General features: G+C 42.5%; 19 protein-coding genes. 8 read left to right on the top strand and 11 right to left on the bottom strand.

Annotated features, from left to right (window positions below; translation table 11 throughout):
• The 4 genes from JWQ85_RS11050 to JWQ85_RS11035 form a co-directional block, all read left to right on the top strand.
• Nucleotides 1-1,179: ectonucleotide pyrophosphatase/phosphodiesterase (locus JWQ85_RS11050; protein WP_299467850.1), on the top strand; the 1,179-nt coding region annotated here is incomplete at its 5' end.
• Nucleotides 1,176-1,679: a hypothetical protein gene (locus JWQ85_RS11045; protein ID WP_299467848.1), complete on the top strand. Its 504-nt coding sequence runs from the start codon at nucleotides 1,176-1,178 to the stop codon at nucleotides 1,677-1,679. The genes JWQ85_RS11050 and JWQ85_RS11045, both read left to right, overlap by 4 nt.
• Nucleotides 1,680-1,786: 107 nt before the next feature.
• On the top strand, nucleotides 1,787-2,305 hold the full coding sequence (locus tag JWQ85_RS11040; RefSeq protein WP_299467847.1) for a hypothetical protein: 519 nt from the start codon (nucleotides 1,787-1,789) through the stop codon (nucleotides 2,303-2,305).
• Between the two features lie 56 nt (nucleotides 2,306-2,361).
• Complete coding sequence (locus JWQ85_RS11035; protein ID WP_299467845.1) at nucleotides 2,362-3,975, top strand: amidase; 1,614 nt, start codon at nucleotides 2,362-2,364, stop codon at nucleotides 3,973-3,975.
• A gap of 90 nt (nucleotides 3,976-4,065) precedes the next feature.
• Here JWQ85_RS11035 and JWQ85_RS11030 read toward each other — a convergent pair whose 3' ends face one another.
• A complete protein-coding gene (locus JWQ85_RS11030) occupies nucleotides 4,066-5,151 on the bottom strand; it encodes a hypothetical protein (protein ID WP_299467843.1) in 1,086 nt (361 codons plus the stop codon).
• Between the two features lie 124 nt (nucleotides 5,152-5,275).
• On the opposite strand from JWQ85_RS11030, the gene JWQ85_RS11025 reads away from it, so the two are divergent.
• The 3 genes from JWQ85_RS11025 (at nucleotide 5,276) to JWQ85_RS11015 (ending at nucleotide 7,693) form a co-directional block, all read left to right on the top strand.
• Complete coding sequence (locus tag JWQ85_RS11025) at nucleotides 5,276-5,665, top strand: AraC family transcriptional regulator (protein WP_299467841.1); 390 nt, start codon at nucleotides 5,276-5,278, stop codon at nucleotides 5,663-5,665.
• Nucleotides 5,666-5,877: 212 nt separating this feature from the next.
• Entirely contained in the window at nucleotides 5,878-6,642 is a 765-nt protein-coding gene (locus tag JWQ85_RS11020; RefSeq protein ID WP_299467839.1) for an SDR family oxidoreductase, read from the top strand.
• A gap of 133 nt (nucleotides 6,643-6,775) precedes the next feature.
• Nucleotides 6,776-7,693 carry a DUF72 domain-containing protein gene (locus tag JWQ85_RS11015; protein WP_299467837.1) on the top strand — a complete coding sequence of 306 codons (918 nt, stop codon included), beginning with the start codon at nucleotides 6,776-6,778 and terminating at the stop codon, nucleotides 7,691-7,693.
• A 221-nt stretch (nucleotides 7,694-7,914) separates the two neighbouring features.
• On the opposite strand, the gene JWQ85_RS11010 is transcribed toward JWQ85_RS11015, so the two are convergent.
• Entirely contained in the window at nucleotides 7,915-8,136 is a 222-nt protein-coding gene (locus JWQ85_RS11010) for a PspC domain-containing protein (RefSeq protein ID WP_256539133.1), read from the bottom strand.
• Nucleotide 8,137: 1 nt separating this feature from the next.
• Complete coding sequence (locus tag JWQ85_RS11005) at nucleotides 8,138-9,424, bottom strand: DUF2851 family protein (protein WP_299467834.1); 1,287 nt, start codon at nucleotides 9,422-9,424, stop codon at nucleotides 8,138-8,140.
• A gap of 490 nt (nucleotides 9,425-9,914) precedes the next feature.
• Between JWQ85_RS11005 and JWQ85_RS11000 the strand changes: the two genes are divergently transcribed.
• A complete protein-coding gene (locus JWQ85_RS11000) occupies nucleotides 9,915-11,219 on the top strand; it encodes an MFS transporter (RefSeq protein WP_299467832.1) in 1,305 nt (434 codons plus the stop codon).
• A 92-nt stretch (nucleotides 11,220-11,311) separates the two neighbouring features.
• Here the strand turns inward: JWQ85_RS11000 and JWQ85_RS10995 are convergent, their stop codons facing one another.
• From JWQ85_RS10995 to JWQ85_RS10965, 8 genes are all read right to left on the bottom strand, one after another.
• Nucleotides 11,312-12,001, bottom strand: coding sequence for a DUF1345 domain-containing protein (locus JWQ85_RS10995; RefSeq protein ID WP_299467830.1), 690 nt, complete (start codon nucleotides 11,999-12,001; stop codon nucleotides 11,312-11,314).
• A gap of 4 nt (nucleotides 12,002-12,005) precedes the next feature.
• On the bottom strand, nucleotides 12,006-12,206 hold the full coding sequence (locus JWQ85_RS10990; RefSeq protein WP_138805531.1) for a YwbE family protein: 201 nt from the start codon (nucleotides 12,204-12,206) through the stop codon (nucleotides 12,006-12,008).
• Nucleotides 12,207-12,217: 11 nt separating this feature from the next.
• Nucleotides 12,218-12,472: a hypothetical protein gene (locus JWQ85_RS10985; RefSeq protein WP_299467825.1), complete on the bottom strand. Its 255-nt coding sequence runs from the start codon at nucleotides 12,470-12,472 to the stop codon at nucleotides 12,218-12,220.
• A gap of 7 nt (nucleotides 12,473-12,479) precedes the next feature.
• Nucleotides 12,480-13,814: an argininosuccinate lyase gene (argH, locus tag JWQ85_RS10980; RefSeq protein ID WP_299467823.1), complete on the bottom strand. Its 1,335-nt coding sequence runs from the start codon at nucleotides 13,812-13,814 to the stop codon at nucleotides 12,480-12,482.
• Nucleotides 13,815-13,964: 150 nt separating this feature from the next.
• Nucleotides 13,965-14,216, bottom strand: coding sequence for a four helix bundle protein (locus JWQ85_RS21925; RefSeq protein ID WP_367186202.1), 252 nt, complete (start codon nucleotides 14,214-14,216; stop codon nucleotides 13,965-13,967).
• 45 nt (nucleotides 14,217-14,261) lie between these two features.
• On the bottom strand, nucleotides 14,262-15,326 hold the full coding sequence (locus JWQ85_RS10975; protein ID WP_299467821.1) for a M20 family metallo-hydrolase: 1,065 nt from the start codon (nucleotides 15,324-15,326) through the stop codon (nucleotides 14,262-14,264).
• Nucleotides 15,327-15,578: 252 nt separating this feature from the next.
• Entirely contained in the window at nucleotides 15,579-15,932 is a 354-nt protein-coding gene (locus tag JWQ85_RS10970) for a single-stranded DNA-binding protein (protein WP_299467819.1), read from the bottom strand.
• Nucleotides 15,933-16,019: 87 nt separating this feature from the next.
• Nucleotides 16,020-16,376, bottom strand: coding sequence for a response regulator (locus JWQ85_RS10965; RefSeq protein ID WP_299467817.1), 357 nt, complete (start codon nucleotides 16,374-16,376; stop codon nucleotides 16,020-16,022).
• Nucleotides 16,377-16,775: the final 399 nt, after the last annotated feature.

Here is a 16,775-nt window from a genome sequence, read left to right as displayed (position 1 = left end):
ACTCAGCAAAAAAAGCCTTATGTAATATTGATCTCTGCCGATGGTTTCCGGTACGATTTCGCTAAAAAATACAATGCCGAAAACCTACTCAGATTGGGCGGTGAAGGGGTAAGCGCGGCATCAATGACCCCTTCTTATCCTTCGGTTACCTTTCCAAACCATTACGCCATAATAAGCGGTTTATATCCATCCCACTCGGGTTTAGTGAACAATACCTTTTACGATCGTACCCGTAACGATAAATATTCGATGGGTAATAAAGCCAAGGTTGCCGATGGCACCTGGTATGGCGGCGCCCCGCTTTGGGTACGTGCCGAGCAGCAAAAAATGCTTTCGGCCAGTTTTTACTGGGTAGCGTCGGAAGCTGAGATCCAAGGCACACGCCCAACCTATTATTACATTTACAACGAAAAGATAGACATCCATAACCGTATCGCAGCAGTGGTTGACTGGCTGAAACTCCCCCCTGCCCAGCGCCCGCACCTGATAACGTTTTACTTCCCGCAGGTTGACCATGCCGCGCATACTTATGGCCCGGAATCGCCAGAGACAGCGCACGAAGTACATTTTGTAGATTCGGCAGTTAACGAATTGCAGAAGGCTGTTAAAACCACCGGGTTGGATGTGAACTTTGTTTTTGTATCAGACCACGGCATGACCAAAGTTGATAACCAAAACCCTATAGGTATCCCGGCCGCTATTGATACCACTCAATTTGTAGTATCTGGCGATGGTGTTTTGGTGGAGCTTTACGCTAAGGATAAAAAATATATCCAAAGCACATACGAGGCATTAAAAAAAGAAGCGAAGGATTACGATGTGTATCTAAAAACCAATGTACCCGCCCGCCTGCATTACGGCACAACCGACGACTGGCATAACCGCATAGGCGATATATTGTTAATACCTTTTACCCCAAAGGTTTTTAACCTGTACAACAAAAAAACAATAAACCCCGGCTGGCACGGGTACGACCCAAGTGTGGTAAAAGATATGCACGCAAGCTTTTACGCCTGGGGCCCGGCCTTTAAAAAACGCTTAAGTATCCCGGCTTTTGAGAATGTTTCGGTATTTAATTTAATTAGTCAGATATTGGGCATAAAATACACCGATAAGGTTGACGGTACAAACCAGCTGGCCGAAAAAATACTGATCGGTAAAACACCTAAAAAGAAATGAGATTATTCCTTAAAATAACACTGCTCCTTTTATTACCTGTTTCGCTTTTTGCACAGGATACCACGGTTATTAAACGCCAGGCCAATACAATTGCTAAGGCATTGTTAAACAGCGATTTTAAAACAGTTATTGCTCATACCTACCCAAAAGCAGTTGCGTTAGCCGGTGGTAAAGAAAAAATGCTTCAAATGATGAGCAACGGTATTAACCAAATGAAAGCACAGGGGTTTGCGTTCGAGAAAGTCAGTATTGGCTCGCCGGGTAAGTTTTATAAAGCCGGCACCGAAATTCATTGCCTGATCCCCGAAACACTGATCATGAAAACTTCAAGGGGGCGCATGTCTGCAAAAAGCAATTTGCTGGCTATAAGTAACGACGGGGGCAAAAATTGGAGCTTTTTGGATTTGAACCAGGGCACCATTAATTCAGTTAAAGCTTTATTCCCTAACTTTAATAATAACCTGATAATCCCCAAGCCGGCTCAGCCCGTAATGCTATAACCAAACGATTACCAGCAGCAATGAAATAATCATAACTTCGTTATAAATTCATCGCCGTTATTTGCGGACCACCATAAACAGAAAACCCGGCTTTGCCGAAATTGTAAATGTGCTCTATTAAAAATTTCATCTTTTTTATACTTATTCTACTAACCCCTTTTGCAACTTTTGCCCAGGATACCGTAGTGGTTAAAAAACAGGCGAAACGTTTTGCCGTAGCGACGTTTAATGGCGATTTCAGGACGGTTATTGACCTTACATATCCTAAATTGGTCGAATTATCCGGCGGTAGGGATACTATGCAAAAACTCATAACAGAGCGTATAGAAACCCTGAAAAAACAAGGCATTATGACATTTGACGGGTCGGTAGGTTCGCCCGGCCCATTCTATAAAGCAGGCAGCCAAATACATTGCCTGATTCCCGAAACCATTGTCTTAAGGATGTTTAACGGGCGGTATGTTGGCCGCTCCTACCTGCTGGCTATTAGTGATAACAAGGGTAAAAGCTGGACCTTTTTAGATGTAGGCAAAATGCCTGCCGGTGTTTTACACAAGCTTTTGCCCAATTATAATAAAGACTTGATCATTCCTCCATCGGGCAAACCCATGTTCTTTGCAGATTAGCTTTATAATCAACTATTTATTTCGTTAATTGGGACTATTAAAATATCGCACTCTATATGCAAAGAAGAAACTTTTTAAAAACAGGTTCATTAGCTGGTCTAACTTTATCAACCCTTGTAGCAGCATCATGCACACAACCATTTGCAGATAAAAAAACGGATGGCACCGAAGGCTTTACCGACGATTTTGAACTGAATGAAGCGACAATAGGCGATCTTCAAAAGAAGATGGAAAGCGGCACGCACACCTCCCGGGCAATAACCGAACTGTATTTAAAAAGAATTGAAGCGATAGATAAGAACGGCCCTAAATTAAACTCGGTTATCGAGCTGAATAAAAGCGCGCTGGATATGGCTGATAATATGGATAAAGAACGCAAAGCCGGCAAAATACGCGGCCCTTTGCATGGCATCCCCGTCCTGATAAAAGACAATATTGATACCGGCGATAATATGCACACCACCGCGGGTTCTTTAGCTTTGAGCGATAATTTCGCCAAGCAAGATGCCTTTATTATACACAAACTGCGTAAGGCAGGCGCGGTAATTTTAGGTAAAACCAACCTAAGCGAGTGGGCAAACTTTCGCTCTACACGTTCAACAAGCGGCTGGAGCAGCAGGGGCTTGCAAACCAAATGCCCTTATGTGCTTGACAGGAACCCAAGCGGATCCAGCGCAGGTTCGGGCTCGGCAACGGCAGCTAACTTATGCGCCATAGCCATAGGTACCGAAACAGATGGCTCTATTGTATCGCCGGCGTCAGTAAATGGCCTGGTGGGTATAAAGCCGACAGTGGGCTTATGGAGCCGCACGGGGATTATCCCGATATCAAAAACGCAGGATACCGCCGGGCCAATGGCACGCACCGTTAAAGATGCCGCTATACTGCTTGGTGCATTAGCAGATATCGATGCTGCCGATGATGCAACGCTTAAAAGCAAGTCCGAAAAAGATTATGCCAAGTATCTGGACGCTAACGGGCTAAAAGGCAAACGGCTTGGCTTAGTAAAAATTGAAAAGCTGCCCGCCGCTACAGATAAGTTACTTAAAGCGGCTATTGAAACCCTAAAGAAGCAGGGTGCCGAGATTGTAGAAGTTGATCTGGATACCCGATTAAAACCTATAGACGGTGCAGAATTTAAGGTACTGTTGTATGAATTTAAAGATGGCCTTAACCGCTACCTGAGCAAAGCCAGCGCAAAAGTTAAAACATTGACCGATGTTATTGCCTTTAACAAGCAACACGAGGAAAAAGCAATGCCATTTTTTAAACAAGAAACAGCCGAGTATGCACAGACAAAAGGCGACCTGAACAGTAAGGAATATTTAGACGCCGTTGCCAAAACCACCAAGCTAAGCCGACAAGGCATTGACGGCTTGCTCAAGGAAAATAAACTGGACGCCTTAATTGCACCTACCAACGGCTTCGCGGTTTGTATCGACCTGATCAATGGCGACTACGATAATGGGTTTTCGTTTTCCGGGCCGGCTGCCATGGCCGGTTATCCGCATATCACGGTACCGATGGGTGCCTGGCATGATCTGCCGATGGGCATATCGTTTGTAGGAACTGCCTGGAACGAAGGTAACCTGATAAGCCTGGCCTATGCCTATGAGCAGGCATCCAAGAAACGGGTAGCACCAAAGTTTAAGACTGATCTATTTGCCTAGGCAAATTATTTAGTTTCGGACAGGTTTACTTTTTCACTGCCATCCTGCCCGATTCCGTTTCCTGTTTGATAAGTGCTCATAATAGGTTAGTTATTTAGGTTCGGTTGGTTTCGCTGATACGTATGTTAACGAACTCATACCTGCCAGCAATAAAAGTACATCAGGAAAAGTAGGCATAGATTTATTGTTGAATGTGTACACCAAAAAATATGTCCCTAAAACAATATTCCACGCAAATATCTGGAAACGCTGCATGTTGAGGCTTGTACCATCGCTAAGTATATCCCATAAAAAGCTCCTGGATTTCTTTGGAGTATAAGTGCCCTTCTTCTGTTTTTTAAAATAGTCGATATACGATGCCGATCCATTTGTTAACACACTTATACCCAACAGTTCTAAAATAGAGGTATTAAGCGTTGAAGGAATATCTGTTAAAACCAGTGAATAAATAAACCCGGCAATAATTAGCACCGTCCAAAATGCCAGTTGTGTTTGTGCAAGGCTGTAAGCCCCGTTAGGCCCTTCTTTTAATATATCCGATTTGATAACCAACCTTCCTAATAACAGTAACAGCCCGGCATAAGCCAGCGTCATTAACCAAAAAACTACAATATTATAGTACGTGATAGCTATTGCGGTTCGTTCGTAATCTGTTGGATACACTTTTACCGGGAACATTCCCTCCCAACCCACTGTGATATGTACATTTATTTTATTACTATTCCACTTATCAGTAAGGCGATAAAGATAATCCCAGGCTGCTTTTGTGGATGTATCGCGCTTAAGTTTAAACGGTATCCACACAACCGTATCAGTAGTTACAAACTGCTCTTTGGTTATTTTGCTAAACAGATCAGAACTTATTCCTTTTAATTCTATCCCGTTGGCATAAAGCATTAGCCTACTTTTGTCTGTTGGCCTGGTTTGTATAAACTCTTTAGGGAATATTAACTTAACCAGGATAATATCGTTTGAAAAAGCAATGCCCTTTGTAGAATCTATAGTCATTTGCTTAGCAAAAACTTTTGTTACATGCGGCACATTAGCCGAAACTGGCGGGGCAGGCGCAACAACAGGTTTTGCTAATGGCTTTGCCGTGGTATCTTTCTGAATACAAAAGCCGGGTATCGCGGCAAACAGCAACGCGACTGTAAATAGCAAGGTTAAACGTTTCATACAACAAGATTAGGTCGCATCTAAGTTACTGATAGTCAAAGCTAAAAAAAGGGTATTTTCACCCATTTTATCATATAACGTTAAAAAATTATAAAACCCCTATCTTTACCATACAAACAACAATATGTCAACCCCTATCCCCAAGAAAATATTAGCCCGTCAGCATGAAATATTTGCCGATTACCTGAAGGAGCTTGATAAACACCTAGATGATGTGGTGCATGAACGTGTAGTGGATATGTTTGAGATACGTGACATTGCCGAGATACTGCACATACACCCTACACACCTCACTAATACCATAAAGCTAACTACCGGCAAACCGCCCTGTTTCTTCTTCGAAGAAAAGATAATGGCCATTGCTAAAGGCATGATACAGCAGCATAAACCCATCAAGGAAGTGGCATTTAAACTCACCTTTGATGCATCAAACTTTACCAAATTTTTCAAGCGATTTGAGGGTGTTACACCAAAACAATACAGGGAACGGATATTTGAAGAAGCGTTAAATTAATTTTAACCACAGAGTTAGCAGAGGTTTGCACAGAGACCACTGAGGTAGCTATTAATCTATGTATACTTTGTGGTTCTTTCTTTGTCTTCTCTGTGGTTAAAAAATCAATCAAGCTCAAAATACTGTACTGTTCACCATTTAAACTGTAGCTGTCACCATTTTTACGCATCATTTTTGCTGCACCTTTGTTCCATCATCTAAAACAAAAAGTAATGGAAACCACAAACAAAATTGCATTAATAACAGGCGGAAGCAGGGGCCTTGGTAAAAACACCGCGTTAAAGCTTGCCAAAAATGGTAACGATGTAATAATTACCTACCGCAGCAAAAAAGAAGAAGCGGATGAGGTTGTAAAAGAAATTGAAGAGCAAGGATTAAAAGCCGCGGCTTTACAGTTAGACACCTCTAAAATTGCATCATTCGATACTTTTAAAGAACAGTTAACCACTACCCTGCAGCAAAAATGGAACAGGGCTACGTTTGATTTTCTGATAAACAATGCCGGCATCGATGCAGCATCGCCATTTGCCAAAACCACCGAAGAAGATTTCGACAACCTGTTTAACGTTCACTTTAAAGGCGTTTACTTTTTAACCCAAACACTGCTTACTACCATTGCCGATGGTGGCCGCATTATTAACATATCAACGGGGCTTACACGTTTTGCCACACCGGGTTACGCGGCTTATGCATCAATGAAAGGCGCTATTGAGGTGTTTACTAAATATTTGGCCAAAGAGCTGGGCGGCCGTGGTATTGCAGCTAACCTTGTTGCGCCGGGCATAATTGAGACAGACTTTACCAAAGAAGCTTTTAACAGTCACCCGCAGCTGCACGATTTTATATCGTCAATAACCGCATTGGGCAGGCCTGGCCAGCCAGATGATATTGGCGGGGTAATAGCATTTTTATGTACCGAAGATGCCCGCTGGATAAACGCACAAAGGATAGAAGCATCGGGTGGTATGTTCTTGTAATTGGTGAGTAGTTGATTAGGTGAATGATGAGTAGTTGCCTATCAACATGTCGCAAAAAAAGGGAACGGTATAGCCGTTCTCTTTTTTTGTTGGTGCAATCGCTGTATCTTCGGCATAAAGCAATATTATTACTATGGAATTTGGCCGCGTACCCGATCATGAATTGCCTGCTGTAGATTTCACCCTGCCGCCCGACCCGGCATTTACTATTGAAACGCTGCAAGCGGCAGATAAAAGCAAGCCACTACAAGTACATGTAGGGTGTGCAAAATGGGGTCGAAAAGAATGGGTGGGCAAAATCTATCCACCCAAAACTAAAGACGCCAACTTTTTAGACGAATACGTAAAGCATTTTAACTGTATAGAGTTAAACGCTACCTTTTACCAGGTTTACGGCCCGGATACCATTGGCAAATGGAAACAGAAAGCAGATGTAACCCCCGGGTTTAAATTTTGCCCTAAATTTTCGCAAAGCATCAGTCACATACGCAGGTTAAAAAATGCCGAAGATGTTACCACCAGTTATTACGAAGGCATTATGGCCTTCGGCGATAAGCTTGGGCCATTATTTTTGCAGCTGAGTGATAACTTCACCCCAAAGAGCCTGCCCGAACTAACCGCCTACCTGGAACAATTGCCAACAGATGTACCTGTATTTGTAGAGTTGCGCCATAAAGATTGGTTTGCCATACCCGAAAACCGGGATGCTGTTTTTAGCCTGTTTAAGCGATTAAATATTGGCGCGGTTATAACCGACGCAACCGGCCGTCGCGATTGCTTACACATGAGCCTGCCTACCCCTCACGCCTTTATTCGTTTTGTGGGCAATAGTCTTCACCCTACCGACTACGCCCGTTGCGACGAATGGGTAGAACGCATTGCCGACTGGAAGCAACAAGGCCTGCAATCCATTTGGTTTTTTATGCACCAACACGACGAACGCTATTCGCCCGAGTTGTGTGATTATGTGATTGAAAAGCTGAATAAGAAATTAGATATTAATTTGCACCGCCCACAGTTTATAGGGAAAGATAAAGGGTTGTTTGATTAGGAAGGAATTTAAAAAAGACGCGAAGTATCGCGTCTCTACATTGCCTTTGTCCTGCGTTAGGGATTGAAGCGGATACCGGCCTTGTGGCTAATGCCTGTGCAGTATGAGCGAAAAGCCCGGGCCGAAGGCAATGCCCCGCCCATTATTAAAATAGCCTTAACCGCACAGTGTAAAAGATTTCTCCTCGTACCTCGTTCGAAATGACAATTGGGTTAATAAGATCACATATCTACAGCACGTGTACGGCTGCGTTTAATATAATTACGAAAATCGAGCACTATGCCGGCAAAGAAGTAGACTATCAGCGGGAAACCTACTGCCAGGAATGATGAATAGATAAAGAAAAGCCTGATCTTGCTGATAGAAATATTAAAACGCTCGCCCAGATAGGTGCATACCCCGAAGGAATAGCGCTCAAAAAAGGTGATTATCCGTTGTAACATATCAGCAGGGTTTTAATATCTTAATACCAACGCCACATTGCAGGCATTTCTTATAATCGCAATAAGTATTTTTTAGCTCCAGCAACGCCTGCGACTCAAAGGCTGTATTAATATTTACTCCTAAGTTAGCAAAATCTGCCGTAATATTATTTTGCTCGGCCGGAATATTCTCCAGTAACTTTAAAGCGCGGCTAACAAAGTGCTGCAATTGCAGGTGCCTACCATAACTAAACAAAAATAATACCACAGTGTTGAGCAATATGGTATCTATAGATGCATGGCCCAAACTTTTCCCGGCAGGTTTTGATTCTTTATCAAAACGATAATGGGTTTCCCAGTATTCATTTATCTTAATATCGGTAAACAAATCTCGCAGGCCCTTCACATCTTTTACTTCCAGCACTTTAGAGAACAGGTGGTTTGATTGTATTACCAGCGCAGCAAACTGCGCCAATCTGATAGTTGGAAAATTTTGCGGGCGCATCCGCAGGAATTTCCAGAGGTGGGTTTCTATGGGCTGCAGACTATACTTTTTACTTAGATAATCGTATTCTTTTTTTAAGCTGCGCGGATATTCGTCCTGCAGATCTTCATTCAGGAAACCGGCCTGTCCAAATATCAGGGCTTCAATTTGCATCGGGTTATTTTTATTCTTTGCCAAGATACTTTGGGGCAACGATTTAGCTGTCAACTCAAATGGTAGTGCATTGGTTTTGAACCCAAAGTTTGCCGCCAAAAACTGGTAAAAAGTTTCTTCCCAATCTCCACGGTTGACTGCAAGGGCCGCTATTACAGCTTCCGACCGCTTCTCTAACCGTTCTACCAAAATGCGGGTAAGCCAATTTTGCATGGTAAGGCCATCAACGGTTGCAATACTTGCCTCGCATGGGATAATAGTTTGGTTGCCAAACACCAGGTTATGATAACGGTTATACAGATCGGGCGATATGCGGTCTTTCAGTTCCAATGTGGGTACCTTGCGGCCATCTGCCTTAAACAGCGGCTCATCATCCCTATAGACCACGTGCAGTATCACATTATCATAAGCATTATCGGCGGTGTGCCCATGCCGTTGCCAGTCTGACGAGGAAAGATGCAGTTCCGCATTACCGGCCCAGGTAGTTTCGCCTATGCGGATGCGCGCATTCTGAAAATCGGGCCCGGCATGTGAGTTATGCAACCCTACCGAATATACTTCCAGCTCTTCGCCCCCGGTTGTACGCAGGTTGATACGATCGAACAAACGGAACTTCCAAACGTAATGCAAAAAGTCTTCGGTGAAAAGCATCAGGGAAGGTAAGAAATTTGTCTGAACCTTGATTTATCTGATTTGAGGATTTATGGGATTTTTTTTCAACACGACATAAAGTTACTTTAGGTTTGGTCTGAAGCGATATTTATACGATTGCCAAGATTTAGGACAGTATTGAGGAGCGCTGGGGTGACAAAAAACCGGGGCCGATGGGTAAAGGCCTGTGCGGGGAAGGATTTTTTTGTCTTGATCTTTTGCTTCTTTTCTATCAAGAGAAAACGGCGAAGCCCTCTTGAGCACCTTAGAAATAAAACGACAGCGAAAAACAAGGAGCCTCGGCGGCGATGAGCGGACTAACACTCATAAAGCAAAAACCTATCGTATACCTACTGCTCGAACAAGATTTCTCCTCGTACCTCGTTCGAAATGACAGAGAGGTGAAGATATTCAAGATCGCTCCTTACAGCAATGACGAGGGAGCTAAAAAATTTATTTCATTATCTTGCGACAGAAAACCTGATCGCATATGAATACAAGCACTATCGCCGAACCACAAACCACCCAAAGCCGTGTATGGTCAATTGTTGGCGGGTCGCTGGGTAATTTGGTGGAATGGTACGATTGGTATGTTTACTCAGCCTTCTCGCTGTACTTTGCAGGGGCCTTTTTCCCAAAAGGGAGCCTTACAGCACAGCTACTAAATACCGCAGGAATCTTTGCTATCGGCTTTTTAATGCGCCCAATAGGCGGTTGGCTAATGGGTACTTTTGCCGATAAACGTGGCCGTAAAACAGCACTTACCTTTTCGGTTTTACTAATGAGTGCCGGGTCGTTAATTATCGCTATTACACCCGACTACAATCACATCGGCATTGCCGCTCCTATATTGTTGGTTTTCGCACGTATTGTGCAGGGGCTTAGCGTGGGCGGCGAATACGGCACCAGCGCCACTTACCTGAGTGAAATGGCTACCAAAAAGGACCGCGGATTTTACTCCAGCTTTCAATACGTCACGCTTATTATGGGGCAGTTGCTTGCCCTTGGGGTACTGATATTATTGCAACGCGTTTTCCTGACAGAAGAACAATTGCACTCCTGGGGATGGCGCATACCATTTGCCATTGGCGCCATGCTGGCCATTATTGTAATGTATTTAAGGCGCAGCCTGCAGGAGTCTGTTACGCTGAATAAACCCGAAGATGTGAATAAAAACGCGCGTGGCTCGTTAAGGGCTTTAGCGCAGCACCCAAGGGCTGTTTTAACCGTTATTGGGTTAACCATTGGCGGTACAGTAGCATTTTATACGTTCACTACCTATATGCAGAAGTTTTTGGTGAACACCAATGGTTTCAGCAAGAACGAGGCTACTTTAATATCCAGCCTTACCCTCATTGTTTTTATGCTGATACAGCCGCTGTATGGCTGGGTATCAGACAGGATAGGCCGTAAGCCAATGCTGAAGACCTTTGGGATACTGGGTACACTTACTACCATCCCTATACTTACTTACCTGAGCCAAACCCATAACTTTTGGGTGGCCTTCGCGCTGATAATGCTGGCCCTGCTTATTGTGAGTAATTATACCGCTATTAACGCTGTTGTAAAAGCCGAACTTTTCCCGGCACATATCCGCGCGCTTGGTGTGGGTTTCCCTTATGCTATAGCGGTTTCTATCTTCGGTGGTTCGGCCGAGTATATCGCATTAATGTTTAAAGGTTACGGGCACGAGAACTGGTTTTACTGGTATGTTACCGGATGTATTATGGTGTCGTTGGTGATATATGTTACTATGAACGACACGCAGAAGCATTCGAAGATAGAGGAAGAATAAGAACCTCACCTAAATCCTCTCCAAAGAAGAGGACTTTAAAACGAAGTTTACATTATTCCCCCCTCTCCTTTGGAGAGGTCGGGGTGAGGCTTCTATTTAGATACCAACCCCGATATCACATTTATACTTAAAGCCACTATAGCCGTATTAAACGCGAAAGCGATCAGGCCATGTGCCCAGGCAAGGCGACGGATCTGTTTGGATGAGATCTCTACATCAGATACCTGGAAAGTCATACCGACAACAAAGGAGAAATAAACGAAGTCAAGATAATCCGGGTCCTTATCATCGCCGGGAAATTCAAGGCCGCCGATCGGGGTTTTCTTACCTTCATCTGTATTGTAATACAAGTGGGCATAGCGCATGGTAAAAACAGTGTGTACCATCCACCAGGACACCACAACCGCCGTCATCGCTAAAAAAATGTAGCCGGTAACCGTTTCTTCTGATTCGCCTTTAGTTGATTTAAGTAACAGGTACATGGCTATTAAACTTGCCAGCGATGCCACCAGTACAAAAAGGAATATCGTAAACCTGCTTGAATCTTCCAGACGGGCAACCTTACGAATATCTTTTGGATGTGCCGACAAAATGGTTATCCAATCCAATATAATGATACTTAAGGCAATTGCTATCCAGGTAATTAATGTTACCGCCGGAACCGACGGCACATGCCTGGTAAAAAAGAAGATGACAGCTCCTATTAGTAATGATAAATATAGCCTATAATGTGCATCAAGCCGAAGAAGAAAATTCTTTTTGGGTTCGGTTACTTGTTTCATGTGATTAATCCTCTTCAACTATCTCGGCCACACGGCCTACCTGCCCATCTTCCAAACGCACTTTTATCCCACGGGAGTGGAAAGAAGAACTGGTTAGCAGATCTTTCACTATACCGCGTGTAAGTTTACCGCTACGCTGATCTTTTTTAAGGATAATATCTACTTCAAGTCCGGGATAAATATCGCTTCGGTTTTGTCCGTTCATTGTAATTCTATTTAGTTGTCTAACTCCAGGTCTGTTGGTTTAATCCAAAGTGAATTAGGAATAGGATTATGATTTGCAAGCTCAAAGTTGTCTAAATTTTTCTCAAACAACACTAAAACTCTTCCGTTGTAAATTTCATCATCTATTACTTTCCCTTTTTCACCAATCAGCTTCCAATAGTTATCCCAGGGATTTATTTTTTTCCGTGCAGCTAACGTTCCTAAGAAAGTTTTTAACCTGACTTGTGTGCCTTTTTCGATTTGCATATTCTTGCTACTTCACCAACCAGCTTATTGCATCTTCCACTTTTTTAAAATCGAAACTGCTAATCACTTTATCCATTGCCTCCGTTATCTGCTGGTTTTGTAAGTTGCCTATGCTGCCCTCGTGGGTATGGTTAACCGTTTTGTCGGGATTAAAATTACCCTGTTCAATATCCAAACCTATTTGCTTGTAAGCATCGCGGAATGGTGTGCCATTCAATACCGATTTGTTCACTTCCTCTACGCTAAACAGGTAGGTGTATTTAGGGTCATCAAGTATATTTTTGTTTACGGTGATGTTTTGCAGCATAAAGGTTGCCATTTGCAGGCAATCAATCAAATCGGTAAAGGCCGGGAACAACAGTTCTTTCAACAACTGTAATTCGCGGTGATAACCTGATGGCAGGTTAGTGGTCATCAGTGCAACATCGTTTGGCAGGGCTTGCAGGCGGTTGCATTTACCACGCATTATTTCCCAAACGTCCGGGTTCTTTTTATGCGGCATTATGCTGCTACCGGTAGTAAGATTTTCGGGGTAGCTTACAAAAGCGAAGTTCTGGCTCAGATACAGGCACTGATCCATAGCCATTTTAGCCAATGTGGCTGCTATAGATGATAAGGCTTGTGCAATAACACGCTCTGTTTTACCCCTACCCATTTGCGCGTAAACTACATTATGGTTAAGGCTTTCGAAACCAAGCAAATTGGTGGTCATAGTCCTGTTCAAAGGGAACGATGAGCCATAGCCAGCAGCAGAGCCTAACGGGTTTTTGTTAGTGATCTTCCAGGCGGCCAAAACCATTTCAAGGTCATCTACCAAACCTTCGGCATAAGCGCCAAACCATAGGCCGAATGATGACGGCATAGCTACCTGCAGGTGTGTATAACCCGGCAATAGCACATCCTTGTGTAGTTCGCTCAGTGTTATTAGCTGGCGAAATAAGGTATCAGTTTCAATAACTACATGTTGTAGCTGATGGCGAAAAAATAGTTTCAGGTCTACAAGTACCTGGTCGTTACGTGAACGGCCGCTGTGGATCTTTTTACCGGCATCGCCGATACGGCGGGTAAGCAGCATTTCTACCTGCGAATGCACATCCTCTACATCAGCTTCTATCTCGAAGTTATTGTTTTCGATATCGGCATAAATAGACTTTAGCTCCTGCTGAACCAACACAAGATCCTCCATTTCCATTAAGCCGATAGATTGCAACATGGTGGTATGGGCAAGTGAACCTAGCACATCAAAAGCGGCCATTTGCCTATCCAGCTCGCGGTCGCGGCCAACAGTAAAGTTTTCTACCAGCTTATTAACGTTTGTGGTTTTTTGCCATAGCTTGCTCATTCGATTTACGATTTTAGATGTACGATTTTAGATTTAATATCTAAAACCTAATTTACTTTGCGCGCAAAGTGTTTATTGACGATACAATTATAGAAAGAAGTTCGTTGCCTTCCTTGTAGATAGGTGTTATTTTTTCTTTTAATTCGGGATTCAATTCAACCAAAAGCTCCAGGAAAAACATTGTTCATCAAGTTCTTCCTCAACAATCTTTAATTTATTAATAAAGTCTGCTTTCGATTTTGCCCTACATGCCACCCGGTAATTTGCGCCGGTTGAACTTGCACTTCGTGCCAGTTGGTCGCAATAATTACGATTAACCATATTCACCGGAATACTGAGAACTAACCGCGCGTTTGCAATTGCATATTGCTTAGTTCTCGAAAGTAGTTCTTGTCTGTTCACTTGAGTTTTTTCTTAAATCTAAAATCGTAACTCGTAAATCTAAAATCAAACTATCTTGCTCAGCATCTGAATATACAAGTCTATCCCCTCACCTATTTCGTCTACATAGATAAACTCATCGGCCATGTGGGAACGTGCGGAATCGCCGGGACCTATTTTGATGGAGGAGATATCCAATAAAGATTGATCGGACGTTGTGGGTGAACCATAGGTATTGCGGCCTAATGATACACCAGCCTGTACAAATGGGTGGTTCTTATCTATTGATGACGGTTTTAAACGGATGCTGCGCGGGGTTACATCGCAGCTTACATGCTGGCGGATAATCTCCAGCACTTCTTCGTTACGATAAGCATCGGTTACCCTAACATCTACTGTAAAGGTACAGGTTGCAGGCACCACATTATGCTGCGAACCTGCATTGATAATAGTTACCGACATTTTTATCGGCCCGAACACTTCAGATTCCTTCGGGAATTTAAAATTACGGAACCATTCAATATCTGCCAGGGCTTTGTAAATAGCGTTATCGCCTTCCTCACGCGCTGCATGACCTGCGCGGCCATGAGCTGTACAATCCAATACCATCAGTCCGCGTTCGGCAATGGCGAGATCCATTAGGGTAGGTTCGCCAACTATGCCAAAATCCAGTTTGCCAAGGTCGGGAATGATAAGCTCGAGTCCGTTCACACCCGAAATCTCTTCTTCGGCAGTAGTAGCCAGGCAAAAGTTGTATTTGAGGTTTTCCTGATCGTGATAGTAAAGGAGCACGGCTATCAACGATACCAGGCACCCACCGGCATCATTACTACCCAGGCCATACAACTTGCCATCTTCTATTTTGGCATCATATGGGTCGCGGGTGTAGCCGCTGTTGGGTTTAACGGTATCGTGGTGCGAGTTTAATAGTATAGTAGGTTTGCCCGCGTCAAAATATTTGTTCCATGCCCATATATTATTGAGCTTGCGGTGTGTTTTAACGCCGTGCTGCTGTAAAACCTGATCTATAAGGTCGGCAGTGCGGTCTTCTTCTTTACTGAAAGATTGTATAGAGATGAGTTGCTGAAGCAGCTGTAAAGCCAGTTGCGATAATGCTGTTATATCGGCCATAAATAGCGGGTAATGTTCCCAATGATAAAACGGTAAAAATAAGGTTTTTCATGAAGGTAACAATGGTGTATTTGCCGATGGGTTAAACTGAACTTATTTAAGACCTAAAAGAGTTGGAGGATGGGTGACATAACAAGGGATTTTTAGCAAAAAAATAAGCCGGGCTGTCCCGGCTTGGAGTTATTTATTTCTTTAAGAATCGGCATATCGTGCTCAAAGTTACAAAATATTTCTCAATAGTTACAAACTTAATTAATAAGCATGTGCTGCAACCAAATTTAATACCTCTAATTTATTAACTATAACTTCAAGGTTATATCTTTTAATATTATCGTTATCAATTACAGCGCTTGTATGAATTTTACCCTCTATAAAAATAACTTGGCCTGCTTGCAGCTGCAATCTATCCTGAGATAACAATTTTTCGGGAATCTTAATTTTATGATATTCGTTATGCTCTACGTTATCATCGCCCCTTTTTATATGTTCGTTGGTTACCAGTGTAACAGATACATAGCTCTGATCTTTAACATAACTGTTAATAAAAGGGTCATTTGTAATTTGCCCTAACAGTAATACCTTGTTTATTCCCGAATTGCTTAGCATCAAAATTTTATTGGATAATAATTGCCTTGCAAATTTTGAGTTAATAAATTTAATTAGAAGTAGTATTTATACGTAATAAAAATGAATTTATACGGGTTTATTATCCGGAATAATTAGCTGATTAACCTGGTTTACCAGATCATATATATCAAATGGCTTTGGTATAAACTTGTCGCATCCATAATAACCCAAAGAATTAATAACTTTTGGGTATGCTGATACTATAATTACCGGTAAATTGCAGGTAAGGGGGTTATTTTTTATTTGATGGCAAATTTCACCGCCGTTTACGCCATCTAAAATATAATCGAGCATAATTACATGTGGCTTGCAAACAGCTATCTCATTAAAAATATTATTAGTGCCTTGCAGCGCTTTAACTTCATAACCCTCATAAATAAACACTTCCTGCAAAATTTCAAGAACATCTTGGTCATTATCCAAAATCAGCAAGCATTTTATCATGGCGCTCATTATATGATACTTATATTGCCTCTAAATTTCTGCAGCCCGGCATCCTCAATATTTATCAGCACTTCTGTTAAAAATCTTACAACCGAACGGGTGAGAAATAGCTTTCATATACTCCTTATTGAATACAAAGCTGAAGAAAAGAAAACTCAATAAACAAGTATAAATACGCAGTATTTAAGAATAAATACGGTGTTTTACTTAAAAGAAATTAAAATATTCAATTTTATATTCTAATGATAATTTTATTCTATAATACTATTTAAAACCGCATACCTGATCAAAGCGGCGGTATTGCGTGTTCCTGTTTTTTCGATAAGGCCCTGGCGGTGCCCTTCAATGGTACGTTTGCTGGTAAAAAGCTTATCTGCT

Source organism: Mucilaginibacter sp. (genome assembly GCF_028288105.1).
Taxonomy (GTDB): Bacteria; Bacteroidota; Bacteroidia; order Sphingobacteriales; family Sphingobacteriaceae; genus Mucilaginibacter.
This window is presented reverse-complemented; position numbering and strand designations above follow the sequence as displayed.

Excerpts from the sequence above, each read along its gene's own strand:
- JWQ85_RS11045 (WP_299467848.1), top strand. The coding sequence starts at position 1,176 with ATGAGATTATTCCTTAAAATAACACTGCTCCTTTTATTACCTGTTTCG.
- JWQ85_RS11040 (WP_299467847.1), top strand. The coding sequence starts at position 1,787 with ATGTGCTCTATTAAAAATTTCATCTTTTTTATACTTATTCTACTAACC.
- JWQ85_RS11035 (WP_299467845.1), top strand. The coding sequence starts at position 2,362 with ATGCAAAGAAGAAACTTTTTAAAAACAGGTTCATTAGCTGGTCTAACT.
- JWQ85_RS11030 (WP_299467843.1), bottom strand. The coding sequence starts at position 5,151 with ATGAAACGTTTAACCTTGCTATTTACAGTCGCGTTGCTGTTTGCCGCG.
- JWQ85_RS11025 (WP_299467841.1), top strand. The coding sequence starts at position 5,276 with ATGTCAACCCCTATCCCCAAGAAAATATTAGCCCGTCAGCATGAAATA.
- JWQ85_RS11020 (WP_299467839.1), top strand. The coding sequence starts at position 5,878 with ATGGAAACCACAAACAAAATTGCATTAATAACAGGCGGAAGCAGGGGC.
- JWQ85_RS11015 (WP_299467837.1), top strand. The coding sequence starts at position 6,776 with ATGGAATTTGGCCGCGTACCCGATCATGAATTGCCTGCTGTAGATTTC.
- JWQ85_RS11010 (WP_256539133.1), bottom strand. The coding sequence starts at position 8,136 with ATGTTACAACGGATAATCACCTTTTTTGAGCGCTATTCCTTCGGGGTA.
- JWQ85_RS11005 (WP_299467834.1), bottom strand. The coding sequence starts at position 9,424 with ATGCTTTTCACCGAAGACTTTTTGCATTACGTTTGGAAGTTCCGTTTG.
- JWQ85_RS11000 (WP_299467832.1), top strand. The coding sequence starts at position 9,915 with ATGAATACAAGCACTATCGCCGAACCACAAACCACCCAAAGCCGTGTA.
- JWQ85_RS10995 (WP_299467830.1), bottom strand. The coding sequence starts at position 12,001 with ATGAAACAAGTAACCGAACCCAAAAAGAATTTTCTTCTTCGGCTTGAT.
- JWQ85_RS10990 (WP_138805531.1), bottom strand. The coding sequence starts at position 12,206 with ATGAACGGACAAAACCGAAGCGATATTTATCCCGGACTTGAAGTAGAT.
- JWQ85_RS10985 (WP_299467825.1), bottom strand. The coding sequence starts at position 12,472 with ATGCAAATCGAAAAAGGCACACAAGTCAGGTTAAAAACTTTCTTAGGA.
- argH (WP_299467823.1), bottom strand. The coding sequence starts at position 13,814 with ATGAGCAAGCTATGGCAAAAAACCACAAACGTTAATAAGCTGGTAGAA.
- JWQ85_RS10975 (WP_299467821.1), bottom strand. The coding sequence starts at position 15,326 with ATGGCCGATATAACAGCATTATCGCAACTGGCTTTACAGCTGCTTCAG.
- JWQ85_RS10970 (WP_299467819.1), bottom strand. The coding sequence starts at position 15,932 with ATGCTAAGCAATTCGGGAATAAACAAGGTATTACTGTTAGGGCAAATT.